At 60.8% G+C, this 22585-nt stretch carries 23 protein-coding genes and 1 riboswitch; of the genes, 12 read left to right on the plus strand and 11 right to left on the minus strand.

Annotated elements, in window-relative coordinates:
- The first annotated feature begins 95 nt into the window (after positions 1–95).
- Together rpmG and K3J57_RS01940 are read left to right on the plus strand one after the other, a co-directional pair.
- Complete coding sequence (gene rpmG / locus K3J57_RS01935; protein WP_012179442.1) at positions 96–263, plus strand: 50S ribosomal protein L33; 168 nt, start codon at positions 96–98, stop codon at positions 261–263.
- A gap of 89 nt (positions 264–352) precedes the next feature.
- Positions 353–601: a hypothetical protein gene (locus tag K3J57_RS01940; RefSeq protein ID WP_259786147.1), complete on the plus strand. Its 249-nt coding sequence runs from the start codon at positions 353–355 to the stop codon at positions 599–601.
- Positions 602–702: 101 nt separating this feature from the next.
- On the opposite strand, the gene K3J57_RS01945 is transcribed toward K3J57_RS01940, so the two are convergent.
- The 3 genes from K3J57_RS01945 to K3J57_RS01955 all read right to left on the minus strand — a co-directional run bounded on the left by K3J57_RS01945 (position 703) and on the right by K3J57_RS01955 (position 2761).
- Positions 703–1422, minus strand: coding sequence for an SGNH/GDSL hydrolase family protein (locus tag K3J57_RS01945; RefSeq protein ID WP_259793654.1), 720 nt, complete (start codon positions 1420–1422; stop codon positions 703–705).
- Positions 1423–1536: 114 nt separating this feature from the next.
- A complete protein-coding gene (locus K3J57_RS01950; protein WP_259773956.1) occupies positions 1537–2271 on the minus strand; it encodes a Bax inhibitor-1/YccA family protein in 735 nt (244 codons plus the stop codon).
- Between the two features lie 265 nt (positions 2272–2536).
- Positions 2537–2761, minus strand: a complete 225-nt coding sequence (locus tag K3J57_RS01955; protein ID WP_254449675.1) for a DUF1127 domain-containing protein — start codon at positions 2759–2761, stop codon at positions 2537–2539.
- Between the two features lie 125 nt (positions 2762–2886).
- Here K3J57_RS01955 and K3J57_RS01960 point away from each other — a divergent pair, with 125 nt between their 5' ends.
- Positions 2887–3741 carry a LysR family transcriptional regulator gene (locus tag K3J57_RS01960; protein WP_259786149.1) on the plus strand — a complete coding sequence of 285 codons (855 nt, stop codon included), beginning with the start codon at positions 2887–2889 and terminating at the stop codon, positions 3739–3741.
- A gap of 698 nt (positions 3742–4439) precedes the next feature.
- On the opposite strand, the gene K3J57_RS01965 is transcribed toward K3J57_RS01960, so the two are convergent.
- Positions 4440–5411 carry an NADPH:quinone oxidoreductase family protein gene (locus K3J57_RS01965; RefSeq protein ID WP_259796859.1) on the minus strand — a complete coding sequence of 324 codons (972 nt, stop codon included), beginning with the start codon at positions 5409–5411 and terminating at the stop codon, positions 4440–4442.
- Positions 5412–5743: 332 nt separating this feature from the next.
- On the opposite strand from K3J57_RS01965, the gene K3J57_RS01970 reads away from it, so the two are divergent.
- From K3J57_RS01970 to K3J57_RS01980, 3 genes are all read left to right on the plus strand, one after another.
- Positions 5744–6112, plus strand: coding sequence for a helix-turn-helix domain-containing protein (locus tag K3J57_RS01970; protein WP_055188149.1), 369 nt, complete (start codon positions 5744–5746; stop codon positions 6110–6112).
- Positions 6113–6190: 78 nt separating this feature from the next.
- The gene (hisN, locus tag K3J57_RS01975) at positions 6191–6988 is read left to right on the plus strand and encodes a histidinol-phosphatase (RefSeq protein WP_259797717.1); all 798 of its coding nucleotides are present in this window, start codon (positions 6191–6193) and stop codon (positions 6986–6988) included.
- A gap of 248 nt (positions 6989–7236) precedes the next feature.
- Positions 7237–8580: an 8-oxoguanine deaminase gene (locus K3J57_RS01980; protein WP_259793668.1), complete on the plus strand. Its 1344-nt coding sequence runs from the start codon at positions 7237–7239 to the stop codon at positions 8578–8580.
- A gap of 272 nt (positions 8581–8852) precedes the next feature.
- Here K3J57_RS01980 and guaD read toward each other — a convergent pair whose 3' ends face one another.
- Positions 8853–10136, minus strand: coding sequence for a guanine deaminase (gene guaD, locus K3J57_RS01985; protein ID WP_259796861.1), 1284 nt, complete (start codon positions 10134–10136; stop codon positions 8853–8855).
- A gap of 135 nt (positions 10137–10271) precedes the next feature.
- Between guaD and mgtE the strand changes: the two genes are divergently transcribed.
- The gene (mgtE, locus tag K3J57_RS01990) at positions 10272–11660 is read left to right on the plus strand and encodes a magnesium transporter (protein ID WP_259786153.1); all 1389 of its coding nucleotides are present in this window, start codon (positions 10272–10274) and stop codon (positions 11658–11660) included.
- Between the two features lie 24 nt (positions 11661–11684).
- Positions 11685–12245, plus strand: a complete 561-nt coding sequence (locus K3J57_RS01995; protein ID WP_259793680.1) for a 5-formyltetrahydrofolate cyclo-ligase — start codon at positions 11685–11687, stop codon at positions 12243–12245.
- A gap of 437 nt (positions 12246–12682) precedes the next feature.
- Here K3J57_RS01995 and K3J57_RS02000 read toward each other — a convergent pair whose 3' ends face one another.
- Positions 12683–14464 (minus strand): SLC13 family permease, encoded by a 1782-nt coding sequence (locus K3J57_RS02000; protein WP_259796863.1) that lies wholly within the window; start codon positions 14462–14464, stop codon positions 12683–12685.
- A 73-nt stretch (positions 14465–14537) separates the two neighbouring features.
- A complete protein-coding gene (locus tag K3J57_RS02005; protein ID WP_259796865.1) occupies positions 14538–15143 on the minus strand; it encodes a LysE family translocator in 606 nt (201 codons plus the stop codon).
- A 100-nt stretch (positions 15144–15243) separates the two neighbouring features.
- Here K3J57_RS02005 and K3J57_RS02010 point away from each other — a divergent pair, with 100 nt between their 5' ends.
- Positions 15244–15696, plus strand: a complete 453-nt coding sequence (locus K3J57_RS02010; RefSeq protein ID WP_259776587.1) for an Lrp/AsnC family transcriptional regulator — start codon at positions 15244–15246, stop codon at positions 15694–15696.
- On the opposite strand, the gene K3J57_RS02015 is transcribed toward K3J57_RS02010, so the two are convergent.
- Positions 15693–16136, minus strand: coding sequence for a MarR family winged helix-turn-helix transcriptional regulator (locus K3J57_RS02015; protein ID WP_259786156.1), 444 nt, complete (start codon positions 16134–16136; stop codon positions 15693–15695). The genes K3J57_RS02010 and K3J57_RS02015 overlap by 4 nt on opposite strands.
- Before the next feature lie 88 nt (positions 16137–16224).
- On the opposite strand from K3J57_RS02015, the gene K3J57_RS02020 reads away from it, so the two are divergent.
- Together K3J57_RS02020 and K3J57_RS02025 are read left to right on the plus strand one after the other, a co-directional pair.
- The gene (locus K3J57_RS02020) at positions 16225–16680 is read left to right on the plus strand and encodes a hypothetical protein (RefSeq protein WP_259793685.1); all 456 of its coding nucleotides are present in this window, start codon (positions 16225–16227) and stop codon (positions 16678–16680) included.
- A gap of 108 nt (positions 16681–16788) precedes the next feature.
- Positions 16789–17529 (plus strand): YebC/PmpR family DNA-binding transcriptional regulator, encoded by a 741-nt coding sequence (locus tag K3J57_RS02025; protein ID WP_173485189.1) that lies wholly within the window; start codon positions 16789–16791, stop codon positions 17527–17529.
- A 231-nt stretch (positions 17530–17760) separates the two neighbouring features.
- On the opposite strand, the gene bluB is transcribed toward K3J57_RS02025, so the two are convergent.
- On the minus strand, positions 17761–18555 hold the full coding sequence (bluB, locus tag K3J57_RS02030) for a 5,6-dimethylbenzimidazole synthase (RefSeq protein WP_259797718.1): 795 nt from the start codon (positions 18553–18555) through the stop codon (positions 17761–17763).
- Between the two features lie 48 nt (positions 18556–18603).
- Positions 18604–18805, minus strand: a riboswitch (cobalamin riboswitch).
- Between the two features lie 100 nt (positions 18806–18905).
- Positions 18906–19514, minus strand: a complete 609-nt coding sequence (locus tag K3J57_RS02035; protein ID WP_259796867.1) for a c-type cytochrome — start codon at positions 19512–19514, stop codon at positions 18906–18908.
- A gap of 196 nt (positions 19515–19710) precedes the next feature.
- On the opposite strand from K3J57_RS02035, the gene K3J57_RS02040 reads away from it, so the two are divergent.
- On the plus strand, positions 19711–20640 hold the full coding sequence (locus K3J57_RS02040) for a DMT family transporter (protein WP_259786158.1): 930 nt from the start codon (positions 19711–19713) through the stop codon (positions 20638–20640).
- A gap of 414 nt (positions 20641–21054) precedes the next feature.
- Here the strand turns inward: K3J57_RS02040 and K3J57_RS02045 are convergent, their stop codons facing one another.
- Positions 21055–22536, minus strand: a complete 1482-nt coding sequence (locus K3J57_RS02045) for an ABC transporter substrate-binding protein (RefSeq protein WP_259796868.1) — start codon at positions 22534–22536, stop codon at positions 21055–21057.
- Between the last annotated feature and the right edge of the window lie 49 nt (positions 22537–22585).

The raw sequence follows: 22585 nt of genomic DNA on the forward strand, positions 1-22585 counted from the left end.
GGGCTTTGTGGTTGACTCACCCGCTGTGGTCGCTAAAAGGCGGGTTCCAGAGATACACCCGGGCACCCGCCCGTGCCCGATGAGGAGCTATTGATATGGCGAAGCCGACCACGATCAAGATCCGCCTGAACTCGACTGCGGATACCGGCCACTTTTACGTGACCAAGAAAAACGCACGCACCATGACCGAGAAAATGGTTGTGCGTAAGTATGACCCCGTTGCGCGCAAGCACGTGGAATACAAGGAAGGCAAGATCAAGTAAGATCTTCCCTTTCTACGCAAGAGGCCGTCCCCCGGGGCGGCTTTTTTGTTTTGGTGATCCCTTTCCGTTTGGGAAGGCGGAGGTGGTTCATGGCGGGCATCTGGGCGTTTGCCGGTGCAGTATTTGGGACGGTGCTGTGGGTTTTCGGGGGGCTGGCTGGGGTGCAATCCGTGCCGGTGCTTGGCGCGTTTCTTCTGGCGCCTGCTTTGTTCATAGGGTTTCTGACCGGCGTTCCCATGATCGAGATGGGGCGGGGGGCATTGGCCTTTGCGTTCCTACTGACGGTTGCTTTCTGGGCTTTTCTGTTCTGGGGGATTGCGCGCGGGCTTGGGCGCTGACCGTGTCGGTTTAGCTGACGCGGGTAAAGGCCAGAACATCATAAAAAGGGTCTGAAGGGGAGCTTTTCCATCCGGGAAAATTCGGGTGAAATGGCCCCTCGTCACTGATGCATGATCTGCGCGGCCACGCGTTCCCCCATCAATTGATAGGTGTTGGGACCGGGGTGAAACCCGTCTTCGGCCCACATTTCTGGCGTCATCGGCACATCAAACGGCATGTAATCGACCCTGAGTTCCGCCGCCTGCTGCGCCAGCGCCCGATCAAAGCGCCGTGCCTGAAGCCCAAGAAACCATCGCAGCGGTTGCGGCAGGAGGGGGAAGGCCCCCAGAGGGGGGATGCCGGCGACAATCACCCGTTTCGCCCCCCAATCTTCGCGCAGGTGGCGGTATAGTTCGGCGCGACACCTGAGCAGGTTTCTCAGCGGTGTCTGGGTTGTAATGTCGTTGACCCCCAGCACCACCAGCGCCACATCCACATATTCGGGTGTCTGCGACTTCAGCAGCGGCAGGGTGCTGCGGGTGGTGTTTCCGGTTCGGGCGATCAGGTGCCAATGCACGGTGTAGGACGCGCCAAGCGCCTGGGCCAATTGCCCGGACAGAGCCTGATGCTGGGTTGGGGCCCCCACACCTGCCGCAGAGGAATCGCCGGTCAGAAGCAGGTTCAGCGCCGGTCCCCGGCCGAACACGCCGGACCGATGGCCGGGCGGTTCAGGTAGCACCCGGGCGGACTTGCGCACTCTCAGCGCCTGCCAGGTCAGCAGCGGGCTGAGCAGGAGTTTGGCGGTGTTTTCGATGAACCTGTGCACGCGTCTATACCTCATTGCCGCATGTCGTGACTGGTCTGGGCCACGCATGGGGGCGAAAAAAAGGGGCCGATCTCGGTGACCGGCCCCTTTCTTCATTCTGTCATCCGGCCCGTTCGGACCGCTGCAATATCATTCGCGATTGCCGAGGAATTGCAGCAGGAACATGAACAGGTTGATGAAGTCGAGATAGAGGCTCAGCGCGCCCATGATGGCGGATTTTGCCAGCCACTCGCTGTCCATCGCATGGGCGTGGGCCAGATAGTCGGTCTTGATCTTCTGGGTGTCATAGGCGGTGAGGCCTGCAAAGATCAGAACACCGATCACCGACACGGCGAAATGGATCATCGACGAGCCGATGAAGATATTCACGATCGAGGCGATGATGATGCCGATCAGACCCATCATCAGGAACGTGCCCATCGGTCCAAGGTCACGCTTGGTGGTGTAGCCATACAGGCTCAGACCCGCGAACGCGATCGCGGTAACCAGGAAGGTCTGGGCGATGGAGATGCCGGTGAAGGCGGCAAAGATCCATGCCATCGACAGGCCCATCACGGCCGAAAACAGGTAGAAGAAGGTCTGGGCCCCGGCTGCTGACAGGCGGTTGATGGCCGCACCAAAGGCGAACACCATGATCAGCGGTGCGAACATCACGATCCAGCCCAGGATGTTCGGCGACAGGGTCATCGGATCGCGGAAAATCGACAGCAGAGCGTCGTTTGACCCGACAGCCCACGCCACACCGGCGGTCAGCAACAGACCTACCGACATGGTGCCATACACCTTGTTCATATGGGCGCGCAGCCCCGCGTCGATCTCGGCACGCGAGCCTACGCCCGTGCGGATCGTTTCAAATTCAGCCATATTTGCCTCCACAAAACACTTGTTGGCGGTCCCCAAATGAAAACCGCCCTTGGCTTTAATATCGGCAAGGGCGGCTGGGTTTTCAAGGGGATTGGTTGGTCTTTACTGTGTTAATTTCAGGGACCCATCCGCCCCTGCAACATGTCACAGGTTTAAAGCGTTTCGGGAGTAACCTGGAACACATGGTTGTTCCGAAGCGCCCACAACATTGATGGCACTTACCGCGTTTCGACTTTTCCCTGTGTCAGGTGAAGGTCGAAACGCTTTAGCACACCCAATGTGCGGGAACGTCCCAGATCGGCTTTTGCGCCTCATTCAGCGCCTGATCGCGGGTTACGCCGATATCTTCCAGCCGGTTTGCGCTCATTTCCGACAGCAGCTGGCGTTCACGGCGGATCTGCAGGGCGTGGGTCATCCAGCGCAGAGCCGAAAAGAACCCTTTACGGTCGGAGGTTGAAGGGCAGGTGTGGGTTTGAACAAAAGCGGTCATCTTTTCTACTCCTTTCTTGAAACGGATCATTCGACCCGCTAGCATCACATTTCGTGATTGTTATGACTTATTCTGTTCGATAATAAAAACGAATGTTTGTGGTGTGAGATATCAAGGAGAGTGATGTGCCGAGAAATTTGGACATGACCGCATTGCGCAGCTTCGCCACCGTGGCGGATGCGGGCGGGGTAACGCGGGCGGCCGGGCTTTTGAACCTGACGCAATCCGCCGTGTCGATGCAGTTGAAGCGGCTTGAGGAAAGCCTGGGGCGCGGGTTGCTGGATCGGTCCGGGCGTGGCGTGGCGCTGACCGCGGATGGCGAGCAGCTTTTGGGGTATGCCCGTCGGATGCTCAACCTGAATGACGAGGTGTTTTTGCGCCTCACCGACCACGCCTATGAGGGCGAGATTGTTCTGGGGGTGCCGTCAGACGTGGTTTATCCGGCCATTCCCAAGGTGCTGAAAGCCTTTCATGCGGAATATCCGCGTATGAAGGTGCAGCTGATTTCCTCTTACACCAGCCGGTTGAAATCCATGTTCGCGCGCGGTGAATGCGACATTATCCTGACCACCGAGGATACGGTGGATGGTGGCGGTGAGACCCTGATCACGCTGCCGCTGGTCTGGGTGGGGGCGCCCGGTGGAGGGGCGTGGAAAATGCGCCCGCTGCGGTTGGCGTTTCAGCATGGCTGCATCTTTCGCACCAGCGCGCAGAAGGCGCTGGATGATGTGGGGATCGCCTGGGAAATGGCGGTCGAGAGCGATTCGACCCGCACGATCGAGGCGTCCCTGTCTGCCGACCTTGCAGTTCACGCGGTGATCGAGGGCACAACCTCGGCCCAACTGGAGGTGATCGACCACGGCGGCGCATTGCCCGAGCTCAAGACCACCAATGTGAACATGTATACGGCCGAAAGCACCAAGGATCAGGCGTCCAACGATCTGCTCACGCTGATTCGCACCGCGTTTTTGGATTTGTGAGGGAGCTTGTGGCTCAGGCGTCTCGCCTGCCATCTAAGAAATGCTGAAAAAGTGCTTCAATTGCATGAGTGATTGCATTTCATTTATCAAATACAAATCTGAAGTCCGAATAGTCACAATAGGATTTGCCGCTCCGCGTACCACACCACGTGCTCTGCGTTTTGGTCTGATTTTTATAGGTGCACGTAACAGTCGGCGGCAAGTTACCGCTACGATACGTTGGAATGTCCAAATGAGCTGGGGCAGTGAAACTAACTTCGTAAGCTTTATGCTTCGCGACACAGCTAACTCCCTCCAAATCAGCCAGTTGGAAAAGAGCAGCTCCGTTATCTGAGTAGGTATAAACGGCAACCCGTCCCACGTGTAAGGGAGTCTGGTTGCTAAAGCTGGAGTTTGTCGCAAGATCTACTGGCGCTCTGGTGATGCTTGGTGCGCATGACGCCAAAATTATGGAAAAAGACCCGAGCAAAACATGTGAAAATTTCTGCATAAATTTCAACCCTAGGTGTTATGCAGCGGACCTTGGCATCGATACATGCCAATATCAATAAGGCAAAACCCAGTTTGGTTGCAAAGACGCGCTAACACTTTCTGACACCTAAGGAAAACGCCTATCCTTTACGGGGCAATGCACGCCATTACCCGGTGAGGGTGCAGCGCATAGCATCGCTCTTGCTGGCTCAAAGCGGCCACCCGCCTCACCCATCCCCCATCGTCACCACAACCTTGCCGGTTGATTTGCGCGCCCGCAGAAGTTCCAGCGCGTCGAGCGCCTGATCCAGCGGGAAGGTCTGGCCCACATGGGGTGTCAGCTTGCCCTCCGCGTGCCACTGAAAGAGCTGCTTCAGGCTGTCCACCACCACTTCAGGCGCAAATTTCAGGTAGCCGCCCCAGTAAAGCCCAATCGCGGTGATGTTTTTCACCAGCATATGGTTGGGTTTCAGGTTGGGCATGTCGCCCGAGGCAAAGCCGATGAACAGGAACCGCCCGTCCGGGTTCATCGCGCGAAACGCGGCTTCGCCCTGCGCGCCGCCCACCGCGTCGTAAACCACATCTGCCCCGCCCAGCGATTTCACCACCTCGCGGATGTCTTGCGATTCGCTGTCGATCACGTGATCTGCCCCGGCCTTTTTGCAGATCGCCAACTTATCGGCCCCGCGCGCGCAGGCAATCACGGTGGCGCCCATCAGCTTGCCAATTTCAACCGCGGTCAGGCCAACGCCCCCGGCGGCCCCCAGCACCAGCAGGGTCTCTCCCGGTTGCAACCGGGCCTTGTAGTCCAGCGCGAGGTGGCTGGTGCCATATGCAATTTGAAACGCCGCGGCGTCGGTGAAGCTCATCCCTTCCGACAGGGGGGCGCAGCGCCCTGCGTCAAAATTTCCCACCTCGGCCAGGCCGCCATGGCCGGAAAAAACAGCCACCCGGTCGCCGGTTTTCAGATCGGTCACACCCGGCCCCACCTTGGTGATGATCCCGGCAGGCTCCATCCCCAGAATGGTGGGTAGGTCAGGTTTTTCCTGATATTTCCCACGTGACATCAGCAGATCCGCAAAATTCAGCCCGCAGGCGCGGATTTCGACCTGAACCTGCCCGTCTGCCGGCGCAGAGAGGGGCTGGGCTTCGATCAGCTGGGGGTGGCCGGAATGGTCGGTGATCTGAACGGCGCGCATGGGAGTCCTCTTATCCTGTTTGGCGCAACCTAACGGATCGGCGGCAAGGGGGGAACGGCGGATTGTTGCGGGAATGCGGGATTGCTCCTTTGTGCAGGTCTGGGTAGGTCGAAAAAATAAATAAAACTTTGCATTTTGCAAAACATGCATAGGTTGCATTCCAATATTGGAAACTATCAGCATATTTCCCCTGTTTTTAAAGGCGATTGACGCATATCCCTTTCGGTAACAGCGCCGTGAGTTGTGTTGTCTACCCAAAAAGACAGGTTGTGGTTGTGTCCCCCGGTGTGGTTTTTGATCAATACACAATCAAAGTAACGAGGAGCACGCTGATGAAACATCCTGTGGATGTACATGTTGGTAAGCGTATTCGGCACCGCCGCTGGATGGTCGGAATGACACAGCAGCAACTGGCCGAAAAAGTTGGTATCAAGTTTCAACAGATCCAGAAATATGAAACAGGTATGAACCGTGTTTCTGCATCGCGCCTTTGGGATATTTCCAATGCGCTTTCGGTGCCGATCAGCTTCTATTTCGAAGGTCTGGAAGGCACTGCTGCAAGTGAAGGCGAACAGAACCTGCCCAGCGATATCCTCGCGGATAAAGAAGCGCTGGAACTGGTGCGCAGCTATTATTCCATCCCGGAAAACCAGCGCCGCCGCCTGTTCGAACTGGCCCGCGTCCTGTCTGACGCTGCCTGATCCTTGCTCGGAACTTGACGCGGACTGTCCCGCCACGTTACGCGACTGTCAATGACAATCGCCAGAAGGCCGGACCCGATGCTGACCGACAAGACGCAACAAGAACTGACATGTGTCGCCGAGGCGTTGGCCGATGCGGCACGTGACGCCATCCTGCCCTATTTTCGGGCGGATGGGCTGGACGCTGACAACAAGTTGGATGAAGGCTTTGACCCGGTAACAGAAGGTGACCGGGCGGCCGAGCAGGCAATGCGCGCATTGCTGGCAGAGCGGCGTCCGCAGGATGCCATTCTGGGCGAGGAATTTGGCCTCCAGACCGGCACTAGCGGATTGACCTGGGTGCTGGATCCCATTGATGGCACGCGTGGTTTCCTGTCCGGGACACCCACCTGGGGCGTGCTGATCGCTGTGGGGGATGACAGGGGTCCGAAACTGGGCGTGATCGACCAACCCTATATCAAAGAACGATTTTTTGGCTGCGGAGACACCGCTTGGGTGGATGGCCCCATGGGGCGCCGCCCCCTGCGCACCCGCGCGGCCCGCCCCCTGAGTGAGGCCACCATCCTCACCACTTTCCCGGAAGTGGGCGACAAGGCCGAAGAGGCCGCGTTCCACACCCTTGCCCGCCAATGTCGTCTGACCCGATACGGTATGGATTGCTATGGCTATGCGCTGGTGGCCGCCGGACAGGTGGATCTTGTGGTCGAGGCAGGGCTGCAGGCCTATGACATCCAGGCGCCATTGGCGGTGGTCGAGGCCGCCGGGGGCGTCGTCACCAACTGGCAGGGCGGCCCGGCCCATCAGGGGGGGCAGGTCATTGCCGCCGCCAATGCCGACATCCACGCCGCCGCGCTGGCGATCCTCACCCGGAGCTGACCCGATCAAAGTCTGATCACCGGGTTTTCGTGCCCACGCCGCCACCGGTTTGGGGCGACCCCGCCTGCCGGGCACCCGGCCCACTCACCAACGGGAACCTCCCGTCCAATCCTGCGCGGGCCCTCTCCGGGTCTGCGCCCCTTGATCCGCGGGTGTTGGCCGGGCATGATCCCTTGGTGGATCGTGTCCTTTGCCCTTTCTGGCGGTCTGCCATGTTGTCTCACCGAAACGGGTCAAAAGGAGGCAACATGGACTATCTCATCAAAAACGCACATCTTGTCCTGACCATGGATAATGGGAACGGCCCCTGCGGGCGGGAACTGTCCGGGGTCGATATCCGCATATGCCAGGGGGTGATCACCGACATCGGCAAGGATCTGGGCCGCGGCGGAGAGGTGGTTTTGGCAGAGAACGCCCTCGTGACGCCCGGCCTCGTGAACACACATCACCACCTCTATCAAACCCTGACCCGGGCGGTTCCGGGCGGGCAGGATGCGTTGCTGTTCGGGTGGCTGCAAACACTTTACCCGATCTGGGCACGATTCGGTCCCGAGGAGATGCGGATCAGCGCCACGGCCGGACTGGCGGAGCTGGCCCTCTCGGGCTGTTCGCTCTCTTCCGATCACCTCTACCTCTATCCCAACGGGTCCCGGCTGGATGATACAATTGAAGCAGCACAGGAGGTGGGGCTGCGGTTTCACCCCACCCGTGGCGCAATGTCGATCGGTGAAAGTGACGGGGGGCTGCCCCCAGATCAGCTGGTGGAACGGGAAGATGTGATCCTGAAGGACTGTATCCGCGTGATCGACCGGTTCCATGACCCGTCCGACGGCGCGATGATCCGGGTTGGCGTGGCGCCGTGCTCGCCCTTTTCGGTCAGCCGGGAACTGATGCGGGACGCGGCCGTGCTGGCCCGTGACAAGCAGGTCATGATGCATACCCACCTCGCGGAAAATGACGAAGATATCGCCTATTCCAAAGCCCGGTTCGGCTGCCGCCCGGGCCAATATGCAGAAGAACTCGGCTGGGTGGGAGAGGATGTGTGGCACGCCCATTGCGTGAAACTGGACGGGCAGGAGATTGACCTCTTTGCCCGGACCCGAACCGGGATCGCCCATTGCCCCTGTTCCAATTGCAGGCTTGGGTCAGGCATTGCCCCGGTGCGCCAGATGCTGGATGCGGGGGCGAAACTTGGCCTCGGCGTGGATGGGTCGGCCTCCAATGACCGGGGCAACCTGCTGGATGAGGCGCGCCAGGTGATGCTGATGCAGCGGGCGGTGCGCGGGGCCGACCAGATGTCCGCGCGCGAGGTGCTGCGCCTTGCCACCCGCGGTGGCGCCGAGGTGCTGGGGCGGCATGATTGCGGTCAGATCGCCATCGGCAAACGGGCAGATATCGCAATCTGGGACCTCACCACCCTGGAAAGCGCCGGCAGTTGGGATCCCGCCGCCCTGCTGCTGGCCGGCCCGCGAAACGTGCGTGACCTTTTTGTCGAAGGGCGGCAGGTGGTGCGTGATGGCCAGCTTTGCACAATTGACCTGCCCGCGCTGGTTGAGGCGCAAAACCGTCTGGCCCGCGCGCTGATGGGGTGAGCAAGACAGGGGGCTTTGCCCCCGAGCCTGCGGCTCTCCCCCAGGATATTTCTGACCAGAAAATAAAGCGTTTCCAGGTGTTGCTGGTTCACAGAAATAACTGGAAGCGCCCACTATCCTTACAGGGTGCGCGGCGTTTCTACATCACGCTGTTTGGGCGTAATATCGACACGCGTTAGGGCAGGCGCGCGCCCTTTTTTCTTGCCTGAAATACCTCGGGGTGAGCCTCATAGAGGCGAGGGGCAGCGCCCCTGAAAGCGCGGTTTCCACCGTCAGTATAGTTTGCGCCCCCCGGCCCAGACCGAGGTGACGGCCCGGTCATCCCCCATCATGATGGTGGGAAACAGGGCTTGCCACAGATCCTCGGCGCGGGCAGCCCGCTGGGCAATGGCGGGGGTTGAGGACAGGTCGATCACCGCGAGGTCCGCCTCATATCCCGGTGCCAGTGTGCCAATCACATCCCCCATCAAAAGCGACTGGGCCGAACCCGCTGTTGCCAGCCACCAAAGTTGCGCCGGGTGCAGGGCCGTGCCTGACAGTTGACCGACTTCATAGGCCGCCGCCATGGTGCGCAGCATCGAAAAGCTTGATCCACCGCCGGTGTCGGTGGCCAGCCCGATCCGCTGTCCGGTGGCCATCAGGCCCGCCATGTCGAACAGGCCGGACCCGATGAACATGTTTGATGTGGGGCAATGAATGAGGCTGGCCTTCATCTCGTGCAACCGGTCGCGTTCGCGTTCGGTCAGGTGGATGGCATGGCCAAACAGCGCCCCTTCGCGCGCCAGTCCGAATTTTTCGTACACATCCAGATAGTCGCGGCTGTCGGGAAACAGGTCCTGTACCCAGGCGATTTCCTCGTGCTGTTCCGAGATATGGGTCTGCATCAGCAGGTCGGGATGTTCGCGCCACAATGTGCCAAGCGCGTCAAGCTGTTCGGGTGTTGAGGTGGGGGCGAAACGCGGTGTGATCACGTAGGACAGGCGATCCACCCCGTGCCATTCCTCCAGCAACGCCTTGCTGTCCTCATAGGCGGATTGGGCGGTGTCGGTCAGCGTGTCAGGGGCGTTGCGGTCCATGCAGGTCTTGCCGCCAAACACCCGCAACCCGCGGTTTTGAGCGGCGCTGAAATAGGCGTCCACGCTTTCGGGATGGATGGTGCAATAGCTGACCGTCGTGGTGGTGCCGGCGGCGGTGACAAGGTCAAAATAGCTTTCGGCAATGCTCTGCGCGTGGGGCCGGTCGGCAAAACGGCTTTCTTCGGGAAAGGTATAGCTGTTCAGCCAGTCAATCAGGCGCTTGCCCCATGAGGCGATAATGGCGGTTTGCGGGTAATGCGCATGGGCGTCGATAAACCCCGGGGAAATCAGGGCGTTGCCATAGTCTGTCACCTGGGCCTGCGGATATTGTGCGCGCATGTCATCCGCGGGACCTACGGCGATGATTTTCCCTGCATCAATAACCACGCCACCCCGGGCGTGATGGCGCGTGGCCTCGTCCGGGCGGGTGGTGAACGGGTTCTCGGAAAAGGTCAGGGTCTGGCCCAGAAGAAGTTGCATGGCGGCGCCTATTGTTAACAATTTGCACCCGCCAGCCTACGCATGGAAATTTAACATCGCAACGTCTTTGTCCGGTTCACTTGCCTGGTCCCTTGCCCTATGGTCGGGCCGAACGCGCAAGCAGGAGGGCCGCAGATGCTGGACGATCAGATCACAGATGATGTGCAGCCCGAAGACGGGGATTATGAGATCAATCGCGGCGTGTTTGGTTCGGTCAAGGACGCGCTGCAGGCGGACAATGCGGCCGCGCTTGCCATGGCGCTGGCGCCCCTGCACCCTGCTGACATCGCTGACCTCATGGAGCAGCTTTCCTCGGATGACCGCGAGGATTTCGTGCGCCTGTATGGCAGCGAATTTGATGGCGAGGTTCTGTCCGAACTGGATGAGGGCCTGCGCGAAGACATTATCTCCTACATGGCGCCCGAGGTCTTTGCCGAGGCGGTGCGCGAACTGGAAACCGATGATGTCGTCGACCTGATCGAAGACCTTGATGAGCCACATACCGAAGCCGCGCTTGAGGCGCTGGATGATGACGACCGGGTGGTGGTGGAGCAGTCTCTCTCCTATCCCGAGGAATCCGCTGGTCGTCTGATGCAGCGCGAGCTGGTGGTGGCGCCCGAACATTGGAATGTCGGGCAAACCATTGATTTCCTGCGCAATCAGGATGACCTGCCGGAACAGTTTTACCACGTGATCCTGGTGGATCCGCGCATGCGCCCCACCGGTTACGTGACCCTTGGCCGCCTGATGGGCAGCCCGCGCGCCACCGCGATGACCGAGATCACAGAAGAGAGTTTCCGCACCATTCCCGTGCTGCAGGACGAAGGGGACGTGGCCTATGCGTTCAACCAGTACCATCTGATTTCCGCGCCCGTCGTGGATGAAGATGACCGTCTGGTCGGTGTGATCACCATCGATGACGCCATGGCAATTCTTGATGAAGAGCACGAAGAAGACATCCTGCGACTGGCCGGTGTGGGCGAGGAAAGCTCGCTTTCCGACCGGGTGATCGACACCACCAAACGGCGCTTTCCCTGGCTGGCGGTGAACCTGGTGACCTCGATCCTGGCATCGCTGGTGATTGCCCAGTTCGACAAGGTGATTGCGCAATTCGTGGCGCTCGCCGTCCTGATGCCGATTGTGGCCTCGATGGGGGGCAATGCGGGGACGCAATCGCTGACGGTTGCGGTGCGCGCGCTGGCCACCAAGGACCTGACCACCAGCAACGTCTGGCGGGTGATCCGGCGCGAGGCGATTGTGGGGCTGGTCAACGGGGTGATATTTGCGGTCGTGATGGGGGTCGTCGGGGTGCTGTGGTTTGGCACACCAATGCTTGGTGTCGTCATCGGTATTGCGATGGTCGTGAACCTTGTGGTGGCCGGGCTGGCGGGCGTTATGATCCCGGTGACGCTGGAACGGCTCGATATCGACCCGGCGCTGGCCTCGGGTGCGTTCGTGACAACCGTCACCGATGTGGTTGGCTTCTTCGCTTTCCTTGGCCTCGCAGCCGTGGTGCTTCTGTAACGCGACCCTGATTCTGAGACTGCCATGACCAATTTGACCGACTTGAAAGCCGCAGCCCGCAAAGCGGCCTTTGCCCGCCGTAAAACCGCCCATAACGAGGCGCGTTCGGCCCTGGGGGTGGCACATCTGATTGGCGAGCTGACCGCCCATAAAGGCAAACCCATCTCCGGCTATATGCCGATCCGGACCGAGATCAACCCGCTGCCCGCCATGGCCGCCCTCGCGGCCTGGTCCACCCTTGGCGTGCCCTATATCGAGGCTGCGGGCCAGCCTCTGAAATTTGCCAAGTGGCGCCCGGACAGTGATCTGGTCGAAGGCCCCTTCGGGGCGCAGGTGCCCGCCACGCTTGAGTTCTTTGAGCCGGAAGTGGTGATTGTCCCCCTCGTGGCCTTCGATCGAAACGGTGGGCGCCTCGGCTATGGCGGCGGATTTTATGACCGCACCCTGGAAGGGCTGCGCGCCAAACGTCCGACGCTTGCGATCGGCTATGCCTATGCAGCACAAGAGGCTGAAAACCTGCCGCTCGAACCGACGGACCAGCCGCTCGATATGATTGTCACCGATGAAGGCGTGATCCGCTTTTGAACTGAAGCGCAGGGCAAGTGCGCCGCAGGGGCGCCTCCGCGTTGCTCCGCCGCCGCGACCGGTGGCTCACGTTGTGAGCCTGACAGGGGCGCTGCCCCTCGCGAGACAAGCTCGCTCACCCCGGGATATTTTCGGCAAGAGGAAAAGAGCACCTGCCACCTGCCATCTTCCTCTTGCCGAAAATATCCAAAAGCGTTTCGGGATAAACTTGCGGCACATGTTTATTCCGAAACGCCCACGCCATTGATAGCTCTTACGGCGTTTCGGATTTTCCCTGTCTCAGGTGAACGTCGAAACGCTTCGGGGGAGAGCCGCAGGCTCGGGGGCAAAGCCCCAGCACGGCGCGCAGCGGCGCAGGTAGGAATGAACCGAGCGCAGCGAGGCCACGCCCAAGCCTGTCGCCCGCAAGGGCGTAAGGGCGCGGGAGTGTGTGGTGATCAGAGCGGCCAGAAGAGCAGGATTGCAGGGATCGAAACCGCCACCACCAGAAGTTCCAGCGGCAGGCCCATGCGCCAGTAATCGCCGAAACGATACCCTCCGGGTCCAAGGATCAGTGTGTTGTTTTTATGGCCAATCGGGGTGAGGAAGGCGCAGCTTGCGGCCACGGCCACGGCCATCAGGAACGGGTCGGGGTTCTTGCCCAGGGCGTCTGCCATTTGGATGCCGACAGGTGCGGCGACAATTGTGGTGGCTGTATTGTTCAGCACATCCGAAAGCGTCATGGTCACAACCATCAAAACGGTCAATACCGCCCAGGCGGGCAGGCCCTGCGTGATCCCCACCAATGTTCCGGCGATCAGCTCGGTCCCGCCGGATGTTTCCAGCGCAGCCCCCAGTGGGATCATGGATCCAAGCAACACGACGACGGGCCATTCGATATGGTCATAGATGTCGGCGAGGGGCAGGATTTTCATCAGCACATAGCCAATCACCACCAGCCCGAGCGCCACCGGCAGGTAAACCAGCCCGAAGCTTGCCGCTGCAACCGCGCCCGCAAACAGGCCAATGGCCCACCAGACCTTTTCATCCTGCGTCACGGTCAGGCCACGTTCCGCCAGCGGCAGGCAGCCCAGCCATTCGATCACATCCGCCTCTTTGCCTGCGGGCACAAGCAGGAGCAGGATGTCGCCCGGCATGATCTCGGTCTTGCGCACCTGTTTGGTGATCTGTTTGCCCGCACGCGAAATTCCCATCAAGACCGTGCTGCGCCGCCAGCCCAGCCCGATGGCCTGAGCGGTTTTCCTGGCAATGCGGGCGGTTTCCGGCACTACGACTTCGATTTTCGAAAGCCCCGCCCCTTCGGCGGTCAGCTTCTCTTGCCGCGCCTCTTCGGCGAAGGCCAGGCCAAGGGCGGTGCGAAATTCATCGAGCGCCTCGGGGCGGGCCTCAAGCACCAGCGCATCCCCCGCCGCCAGCATCGTGTTGCGTTGGGTGCCATAGCGGCGCTTGCCGTCCCGCACCAGGCCAAGGATGGCGACATCGTTTTTCTCGGCCGCCTCCAGCAGCTCTTTCAGGCGTTTGCCGATATGTTTGCTGTCTTCCGGCACGGTCAGTTCCGCGACATAGTTCCCGGCGTCCGCCATCGGATCGCGGGCGGCCTCGCTGCTGTCGGGTTGCGGGATCAGGCGCCAGCCGACAAGTGCCACGAAGATCAGCCCGGCCAGCGCGGTCACGCCCCCCACCGGGGCAAAGTCGAACATGTGAAACGGCTCACCCATGGCATCGCCACGAATGGACGCGATGATGATATTTGGTGGAGTGCCGATCAGCGTGACCATGCCGCCAAGGATCGTGGCAAAGGACAAAGGCATCAAAGACAGGCCTGGCGCGCGCCCCGCTTTTCGCGCCGTCTGCATGTCCACGGGCATCAACAGCGCAAGGGCCGCTACGTTGTTCATGAACGCCGACAGCACCCCGCCAACCGCGCCCATCAGCGTGATATGCGCGCCCAGCGAGCGGCTTGCATCCACCAGCGTGCGGGTGATCAGGAACACAGCGCCCGAGCGCACCAGCCCGGCCGAAACCACAAGCACCAGCGCCACCACCAGCGTGGCTGGGTGGCCAAAGCCGGAAAAGGCATCTTTGGTGGGCACCACCCCCAGCACCACCCCCAGCATCAGGGCGGTGAAGGCAACAAGGTCATAGCGGAACCGGCCCCATAACAGCAGGGCAAAGACGGCGGCGAAAAGCGAAAAGAGAATGATCTGATCTGTGGTCATGCTTTAGGGATACTGTGCATTGACCTCGGGGGGAAGTTCTGACCACGGGGAAAATGCGCGTCGGGTCGGCAGGTTAGCCAAACAGCACCGGATAAAGCGACGCCACCAGAAGGGCGGCCATGGTCACGTTGAAGGCGGTAAGCCGGGCCGGGTTGGTCAGGACGCGGCGGATCTGCTGGCCGAGCAGGGTCCAGACCGACACGGAGGGGAGGTTCACCGCGCCGAAAATCAGCGCCACCACCAGCACCGCCTGCAAGGTCCGATCCGGCGCATAGGCTGAAATCGCGGTCAGCGCCATCGCCCAGGCCTTGGGATTGACCCACTGAAAGGCCGCGGCCTGCAGAAATGTCATCGGGGTGGCGCCCGCCTGTCCCGCTCCCTGTCCCTTACCTGGCGCGCCGGCACGCGCGATTTTCCAGGCAAGCCACAGAAGATAGGCGACCGACAGACCCTTCAGCACCGTGTAGCTCACCGGAACCGCGTCAAACACCTGCATCAGCCCCGCGCCCACCAGCACAATCATCACGGTGAAACCGATGCCAATCCCCAGCATATGCGGGATGGTGCGGTGAAAGCCGAAATTCGCCCCGGAGGACATCAGCATCAGGTTGTTCGGCCCCGGCGTGATCGAGGACACGAAGGCAAAGGCGAGGAAGGCGGTGAAGAGGTCAAGTGTCATGGAAGCATCCCGTGGGCATCCTGTTGTCCTCTCAAGTGTTGGGCAATTCAGGCGCTTTGGAATTGCAAAATTGTGCATTCTGCCGCTATCTTCACAATCAATGACGAGTTTTGACCAGATCAACCGCAAAATATTGCGCGAACTATCCCGCGACGGGCGCCTGCCCAATACCGAGCTTGCCGATCGCGTGGGCCTGTCGCCCTCTGCCTGCCTGCGCCGGGTGCAGGAGCTGGAACGGGCAGGGGTGATCAAGGGCTATCGCGCCGTGCTGGACCCGGTGGCGATGGGCCACGGCTTCGCCGCCTATGTGACCGTGGGGCTGAACACCCATACCAAGGCAGCACAGGATGCGTTTGAACGGGCCATGACCCGGTATGACGAGGTGCGCGAGTGCCACAATATCACCGGCACAGTGGAATATCTGCTCAGGGTCGAGACCGAGGATCTTGCGAGCTACAAGCTCTTCCACACCGAAAAACTGGGCACGCTGCCACAGGTGCAGCAGATCGTCACCCATGTGGTGATGGGCTCCCCCAAGGATGAGCGGGCCTAAAGCGTTTCGGACGTGCCACGCAGCCGGGTGACAACGCGCTGGGTCAGCGCCAGAAACTGCGCCTGCTCGTCTTCGGACAGGCCCGAGAGCGCCTGTTCATTGACCGCATTGGCCGCCGCATAGGCCGGGTCCCGCAGTGCCTTGGCCTGATCGGTCAGCCAGATCCGTTGCGCACGCCCGTCGCTGGGGTCTTTCATCCGTCGCAGCAACCCGTCGCGTTCCATCCGGTTCAATGTGTTGGCCACGGTGGCCTGTTCCAGATCCAGCTTCTGCACCAGCTCTTTCTGGCTTTGGCCGTCCTGTGCCCACAGTTCCAGAAGGATCGGAAACTGGCCCACGCTCAGCCCCAGATCGCGGATCCTGTGTTGCAGCGCCTTGGCAAACAGGCGCGCCAGATGATTGGCCAGATACCCGGCAGAGATGTCTTTTTGAAAACGCATAGGGGGGTTTTAGCTTTACATAGCCTGCTATGCAATATTATATAGCAAGCTATGTAAAAGAATCGCGCCACAAGAAAAGGGATCTTACATGACACCGAAACTGCACGCCGCCGCAGGCACCATTGCCTTCCTCTCCATCCTGACCTTCTGGTCCTCAACCCTGATCACCGAGCTGTTTGCCGGCCATGAGACCATCACCATGGTCAAGCGGCTGGTGCTTTATGGGCTGGTTGTGCTGATCCCCGCGGTGGCCACCGTGGGGGCCACCGGCATGGCCCTGGGCAAGACACGCAAGGGGCCGATTATTGCAGCGAAAAAGAAACGGATGCCGGTCATTGCGCTGGCCGGGCTGGGGGTGCTGTTGCCCGCCGCCTTCTTCCTTGATCACAAGGCACAATCAGATGAGTTTGACCTGGTGTTCTATGTGGTGCAGGGGATCGAACTGCTGGCCGGCGGGGTCAACCTGACCCTGATGGGGCTGAATATTCGCGATGGGTTGCGGATGACCGCAAAGCGCCGTCAGGCCCGCGCGCGCAAAGCATAGTCCAGAGGCAAATCTTCGGGCGGGCCATGCCCCCCTTGCCCCCCGGCCACCGCATGGGGTAATGAACGCGTCAACTGATACGGACATGCATGAATTACGGAGGTCGCCATGGCTGGCCACTCAAAATGGGCAAACATCCAACACCGCAAAGGTCGCCAGGACGCCGCCCGCTCGAAACTCTTTTCCAAGCTTGCCAAGGAAATCACCGTGGCCGCCAAGATGGGCGACCCGGACCCGGACAAGAACCCGCGCCTGCGCATGGCGGTGAAAGAAGCCAAGTCGCAATCGGTGCCGAAGGATGTGATCGACCGCGCGATCAAGAAGGCGATCGGTGGCGAGGCCGAGAATTACGACGAAATCCGCTATGAAGGCTATGGGCCCAACGGTGTGGCGGTGATTGTCGAGGCGATGACCGACAACAAGAACCGCACCGCGTCGACCGTGCGCTCGACCTTTTCGAAAAACGGCGGCAATCTGGGCGAAACCGGCTCTGTCGGTTTCATGTTCGACCGCAAGGGCGAAGTGATCTATCCCGCCTCGGTGGGGGATGCCGACACCGTGATGGAAGCGGCGATTGAAGCCGGGGCCGAGGATTGCGAAAGCGATGAGGAAAACCACCGCATCACCTGCGCCGATACCGACCTGAACGAAGTGGCCACCGCGCTGGAAGCCGCGCTGGGCGAGACGGAATCGACCAAGCTGATCTGGCAGCCGAACATCACCACCGAGCTGGATCTGGAGAGCATGCAGAAGCTGATGAAGCTGGTGGACGCGCTTGAAGATGATGATGACGTGCAGCGTGTCACCACCAATTTCGAAGCCTCGGATGAGGTGCTGGCGCAGCTCTAAGCCGCCTCGGATCAAAGATGAAAACCCCGGCCATTGGTCGGGGTTTTTTGTTGGGTAGCAGGGCAGATCCGAACCAACAAAGTGTTTGGGGAAACCAGAAGCACAAAGAGGCTCCTAGCGCCCGAAATACGGATATCCCTTCCGGCGGTGCGCAGTTGATCTGAGGCATGAAGTGGCGCCAAAAAACAGCCACTTCAACAGGTTGCGTGCATTCCGGGCAAAGCCGAAGCGTCAGGTTTCTGGTGCAGCGTCACAGGTGGCCTGTGCGAAATCGCCTGAATACCCGCCGTCTTCAAGCCTGTGCTGGGTCTGCCTGATCTGCTCCAGAAGCGCGACCGCGTCGGGGTCTTCCGACCCTTGCCCGAAACGCTCGAAATTCACCAGCTCCTCCAGCGGCAGACGCGGACGCCAGCCCGCGGATTGCAGCTCGGGCCGGTCAAAGAAATGTGACACATAGCCAAGGCACAGATAGGCCACGGGGACCACGCGGTCGGGAATATGGAGCACCTCTCGCAGGCGGGTGTGGTCCAGAATACTGACCCAGCCAAGCCCCAGCCCTTCGGCGCGTGCGGCCAGCCACAGGTTCTGCACCGCGCAGACGCTGCTATAGACATCCATGACCGGTTCATGGGTGCGCCCGATCACCACGGGCCCCGCGCGATCCTTGTCGCAGGTGATGCAGATATTGACGGGGCTTTCCAGGATCCCTTCCAGTTTCAGCCGGCGATAGGTGTCGCGGTTGGCGCCTTCGAACATCTCTGCCGCTTCCCCATGGGCGGTTTCGAACAGATCATGGACCTTGCGCTTGGTGTCGTCCTCTCGGATCACGACAAAATTCCAGGGCTGCATGAACCCCACCGAGGGCGCGTAATGCGCGGCCATCAGCACGCGGGTCAGCACGTCATCCGGGATCGGGTCGGGCCGGAACTGTCCGCGCACATCGCGCCGGGTAAAGATGGTCTTGTAAAGCGCCTCGCGCTCTGCCGTGTCAAAACAATTGTCAAAAGATGTTTGTGGGTTGGCCATATCCATATCATTCCCCTTGATGGATGTCCTTGCCCCGTTGTCCACACGGCGCAGTATGATTTTCAGGCCGGTCTTCTGACTCAGGTTCCTCCCGACCGCGTCCTTCCCAGAGCGAGCTCCAGTGGATCGTTGCGGCCAGTCCCCTTTACAGCGTTGGGCACGTGGCAGGTTTGCACTGCCTTCCCGATTCTCCGCCTCAGTCGCCAACCCCTTGCGCGGTCGGCCGCATCAGCAGCACCTGAAAATGATGTGTGCCGGGGCCTCCCCGGCGGGTCAGTTGTAGGAAGCCCGCGCTCCGCAGGCAATCCGTTTTTCGACCAAATGCGCCGCGAAAACGCCGCGGCGGCGGATCACTCCTCGACCAGCCCGCTTACATAAAGCGCGACGGCGTTGATCTCCAGCTCGGTCAGGTTCTTGGCCACCGAATGCATGATCGCACTGTCATTGGTGCGCGACCGATCCTCAAACGCCATCAGCTGTTCCACCACGTAATGACGGTGCTGGCCGGCCAGCCGCGGCAGGGAGGCATCGCCTGCTGCAAATTCCCCGTGGCAATCGGCGCAGGGCGGGATTTTGGTATACTCATTGCCCTCGTGATAGATGTAGTATCCGACCGCTTCCAGCGCCTGTTTCGACGAGCGCACCCGGTGTTTGAGCGGAGGCTGGGCCGCGTAATATTGCGCCAGTGCCGTGATCTGCGCATCCGACAGGTTTTCGGCCATGCCGTTCATGATGTCGCTTTCCCGCGTGCCGTCGCGGAAATTGCGCAGCTGTTTCTCGATATAGTCGCGGTTCTGCGCGGCGAGGCGCGGATACATCCGGCTCGACGCCTCTCCTTCTGCGCCATGGCAATGCGAACAGACATCATTGCGCAGCTCGGTGATATCCGTGGTGTCCTCGGCCCAGAGTGGCGATGTGGCGAGCGTGAACGCGGTAAAGAGGAAAGGCATCAGACGCATGGGGGCTCCTGTTGGCAGGTTTTGCGCGCAGGCGGCGCGGGGTGATGCAAACATAGCGGGCGGACCGGCCGGGGGCAGGTCGCAAATTGCCACACCAATGCGCAGGGCGCGGGAGGGGGCGCGGGATGGGCGGCGGCAAAGGCGGGCCGCGCGGGTTTCCCTTGCCAAGCCGGGTGCAATCCGATCATGTCACCCCATGACGCGCAGCAGCCCCACCCCCAACCCGGCGCCCAACCGACCGCCAAACCGGGCCCTGTCCGGCATCCTGTGGATGCTGGCTGCGGGGCTGATGTTTGTGGCGATGAATGCAATGGTGAAACATGTGGGGCAGAGCCTGCCCTCGACCCAGGCTGCGTTTTTGCGCTTTCTGTTCGGGCTGATCTTCGTGGCCCCCGCGCTGGGGCGCATCGCGCAGACGCGGTTTGACCGGCGCAGCTGGACCCTGTTTCTGGCGCGGGCGGTGGTGCATACGATGGCGGTGCTGTGCTGGTTTTACGCCATGACCCAGATCACCGTGGCCGAGGTGACGGCGATGAACTACCTCAACCCGATCTACGTCATGCTGGGGGCCGCCCTCTTCCTGGGGGAGAGTGTTTCGTGGCGGCGGATGAGTGCGGTGGGGGTGGCCTTCCTCGGCGTTCTGGTGATCCTGCGCCCGGGGGTACGAGAGCTTGGCCCGGGGCATCTTGCAATGATCTTTACCGCAATCGGACTGGGAGGGTCCTATCTGATTGCAAAGCGGCTGTCGTCGATCACCTCGGCAGCGGTGGTGGTGGCGATGATGTCGCTGACCGTGACCGTGGCCCTGGCGCCCTTTGCCTGGATCGTCTGGGTCACGCCCAGCGGGATACAGCTGGCCTGGCTGGTGGCGGTGGCAGGCTTTGCCACCGGTGGTCACTATGCCATGTCGCGCGCCTTTGCCGAGGCCCCTGTATCAGTTACCCAGCCGGTGGCATTCCTGCAGATCATCTGGGCGGTGATCATGGGATATGCGCTTTTTGACGAACCGGTGGATGGATGGGTGATCGCCGGTGCCGCGATGATCATGTCCGCGGTCAGCTATATCACCTGGCGCGAAGCAATGCTGAAACGGCGCAGCTCTCAGGCCGGCGTCATCCCTTCCTGATCTCGGCATTCCCCGCTCGGCCCGACCAGAAGGAGCACCTACGGTGCGCTTGATGCCTCGCCACCGGCTGCGCCGCTGGCTCGGGCAAAAGGGGCGCTGCCCCTCGCGAGGCAAGCTCGCTCACCCCGGGATATTTGCAGCAAGAGGAAAAGAACACCTGCCATCCTCCTCTTGCCAAAAATATCCTAAAGCGTTTCGGGAGAAACTTGCGGCACATGTTTATTCCGAAACGCCCATGACATTGATAGCTCTTGCGGCGTTTCGGTTTTTCCCTGTCTCAGGTGAAAACCGAAGCGCTTCGGGGGAGAGCCGAAGGCTCGGGGGCAACGCCCCCAGCGTCCGCCAGAATGGAAAACGGGGCCGCCCTTGCCGCCCCGTCAGATTGAATATGGTCAGTTTGAAGATGGCCTGCGATCACTCGGCCCAGCTGACCCCGGTCAGGTCATTGGCCTGGGTTGGCGCATTTTCCCACAGGCCCTGGATCTTGGCGTTTGCCACCCCGGTTTTGGCCAGTTGGAACAGGTATCCGTTCACGTAATCCTCGGCGATGATCTGTTGCATTTCGGCAAGCAGCCCTGTCCGCTGTTCCGGGTCTGAGGTCAGGTCGAGTTTGGCGTTCAGCTCCTGGAACTCCGGGCGATCATACTGGAAGTAATAGTCCGGCCGCGCATAGATGCCGATATCGGCGGGTTCGGTGTGGCTGACGATGGTCAGGTCGAAATCCTTGCCCTTGAACACCTGTTCGATCCATTGCGCCCATTCGAGATTGGTGATCTCGGTTTCGATCCCCACCGCGCGCAGCTGGGCGGCGATGATTTCTCCACCGCGCCGTGCATAGGTCGGCGGGGGCAGCATCAGGCGCAGTTTCACCCCGTCGGGGGCTGCTTCGGCCAGCAATTGCCTGGACAGGTCCGGGTCGAAGGATGAGTTCGCGGTCAGGTCCACATAGGCGGGCTGATGCGGGGCGTAGTGGGTTCCGATCGGGGTGCCATAGCCGAACATTGCGCCGTCGATGATGTCTTGCCGATTGATGGCATGGGCAATGGCCTTGCGGATGCGGATGTCATCCAGCAGGGGCGCCTTGTTGTTGGTCGACAGGATCGTCTCGCCCTCGGTTGACCCGACGATCACGGTGAACCGTGGGTCTGCCTCGAACTGTGTGAGTGTTTCCGGGGCAGGGAAGTTTGGAAACGCGTCCACATCCCCTGCCATCATCGCGGCAAAGGCGGCGTTCGGGTCCGAGATGAACTTGAACGTGGCTTTGGCCAGCGCGGGTTGCGTGCCCCAGTAATCTGGGTTGCGTTCAAGCGTCACGTGATCGCCCTTGGCCCAGTTGCCAAAGGTGAACGGGCCGGTGCCGACCGGGTGGGTGGCGGCCTGTCCGATGCTTTCCGGCGCCACGATCACCGCATCCCCCCAGGCCATGTTGAAGGGAAAGTTGCCATTGGGTTTGGCCAGCGTCACCTGCACCGTCAGCGGATCCAGCGCCGCCACGCTTTCAATGCCGGCAAACAGGGCCTTCTGCGCGTTGGTGCTGTCTTCGGCGCGGGCGCGATCCAGTGTGAAAACCACGTCATCCGCGTTCATCTCACTGCCATCGTGAAAGCGCACATCGGGCCGGAGTTTGAACGTATAGACCGTGCCGTCTTCGCTCACCTCCCAGCTTTCCGCCAGGCCGGGGCGCACCGACCCGTCCGGACCAAACCGTGTCAGCCCTTCGAACAGATTGGCATAGACCACCTCGTCAATGGCCGCGGCCGCACCGCTGGTCGGGTCGAGGTTGGGCGGCTCCAGCACCATGCCGAGACTGATCGTGTCATTGCCCGCAAGCGCCGTGCCCGCCATCAGGGCCAGGGCGCAGGGGGGGGCGAAAAGGGTAGATTTGAGAAAACTCATGGCTGTCCTCCTTTGTGGACTGTCACTGTTGCCCCCATGAAACGCGAAG

Origin of the sequence: Aliiroseovarius crassostreae, assembly GCF_025137635.1 — a bacterium.
Lineage (GTDB): Bacteria > Pseudomonadota > Alphaproteobacteria > Rhodobacterales > Rhodobacteraceae > Aliiroseovarius > Aliiroseovarius crassostreae.

Excerpts from the sequence above, each read along its gene's own strand:
- rpmG (WP_012179442.1), top strand. The coding sequence starts at position 96 with ATGGCGAAGCCGACCACGATCAAGATCCGCCTGAACTCGACTGCGGAT.
- K3J57_RS01940 (WP_259786147.1), top strand. The coding sequence starts at position 353 with ATGGCGGGCATCTGGGCGTTTGCCGGTGCAGTATTTGGGACGGTGCTG.
- K3J57_RS01945 (WP_259793654.1), bottom strand. The coding sequence starts at position 1,422 with ATGAGGTATAGACGCGTGCACAGGTTCATCGAAAACACCGCCAAACTC.
- K3J57_RS01950 (WP_259773956.1), bottom strand. The coding sequence starts at position 2,271 with ATGGCTGAATTTGAAACGATCCGCACGGGCGTAGGCTCGCGTGCCGAG.
- K3J57_RS01955 (WP_254449675.1), bottom strand. The coding sequence starts at position 2,761 with ATGACCGCTTTTGTTCAAACCCACACCTGCCCTTCAACCTCCGACCGT.
- K3J57_RS01965 (WP_259796859.1), bottom strand. The coding sequence starts at position 5,411 with ATGCGCGCCGTTCAGATCACCGACCATTCCGGCCACCCCCAGCTGATC.
- K3J57_RS01970 (WP_055188149.1), top strand. The coding sequence starts at position 5,744 with ATGAAACATCCTGTGGATGTACATGTTGGTAAGCGTATTCGGCACCGC.
- hisN (WP_259797717.1), top strand. The coding sequence starts at position 6,191 with ATGCTGACCGACAAGACGCAACAAGAACTGACATGTGTCGCCGAGGCG.
- K3J57_RS01980 (WP_259793668.1), top strand. The coding sequence starts at position 7,237 with ATGGACTATCTCATCAAAAACGCACATCTTGTCCTGACCATGGATAAT.
- guaD (WP_259796861.1), bottom strand. The coding sequence starts at position 10,136 with ATGCAACTTCTTCTGGGCCAGACCCTGACCTTTTCCGAGAACCCGTTC.
- mgtE (WP_259786153.1), top strand. The coding sequence starts at position 10,272 with ATGCTGGACGATCAGATCACAGATGATGTGCAGCCCGAAGACGGGGAT.
- K3J57_RS01995 (WP_259793680.1), top strand. The coding sequence starts at position 11,685 with ATGACCAATTTGACCGACTTGAAAGCCGCAGCCCGCAAAGCGGCCTTT.
- K3J57_RS02000 (WP_259796863.1), bottom strand. The coding sequence starts at position 14,464 with ATGACCACAGATCAGATCATTCTCTTTTCGCTTTTCGCCGCCGTCTTT.
- K3J57_RS02005 (WP_259796865.1), bottom strand. The coding sequence starts at position 15,143 with ATGACACTTGACCTCTTCACCGCCTTCCTCGCCTTTGCCTTCGTGTCC.
- K3J57_RS02010 (WP_259776587.1), top strand. The coding sequence starts at position 15,244 with ATGACGAGTTTTGACCAGATCAACCGCAAAATATTGCGCGAACTATCC.
- K3J57_RS02015 (WP_259786156.1), bottom strand. The coding sequence starts at position 16,136 with ATGCGTTTTCAAAAAGACATCTCTGCCGGGTATCTGGCCAATCATCTG.
- K3J57_RS02020 (WP_259793685.1), top strand. The coding sequence starts at position 16,225 with ATGACACCGAAACTGCACGCCGCCGCAGGCACCATTGCCTTCCTCTCC.
- K3J57_RS02025 (WP_173485189.1), top strand. The coding sequence starts at position 16,789 with ATGGCTGGCCACTCAAAATGGGCAAACATCCAACACCGCAAAGGTCGC.
- bluB (WP_259797718.1), bottom strand. The coding sequence starts at position 18,555 with ATGGCCAACCCACAAACATCTTTTGACAATTGTTTTGACACGGCAGAG.
- K3J57_RS02035 (WP_259796867.1), bottom strand. The coding sequence starts at position 19,514 with ATGCGTCTGATGCCTTTCCTCTTTACCGCGTTCACGCTCGCCACATCG.
- K3J57_RS02040 (WP_259786158.1), top strand. The coding sequence starts at position 19,711 with ATGACGCGCAGCAGCCCCACCCCCAACCCGGCGCCCAACCGACCGCCA.
- K3J57_RS02045 (WP_259796868.1), bottom strand. The coding sequence starts at position 22,536 with ATGAGTTTTCTCAAATCTACCCTTTTCGCCCCCCCCTGCGCCCTGGCC.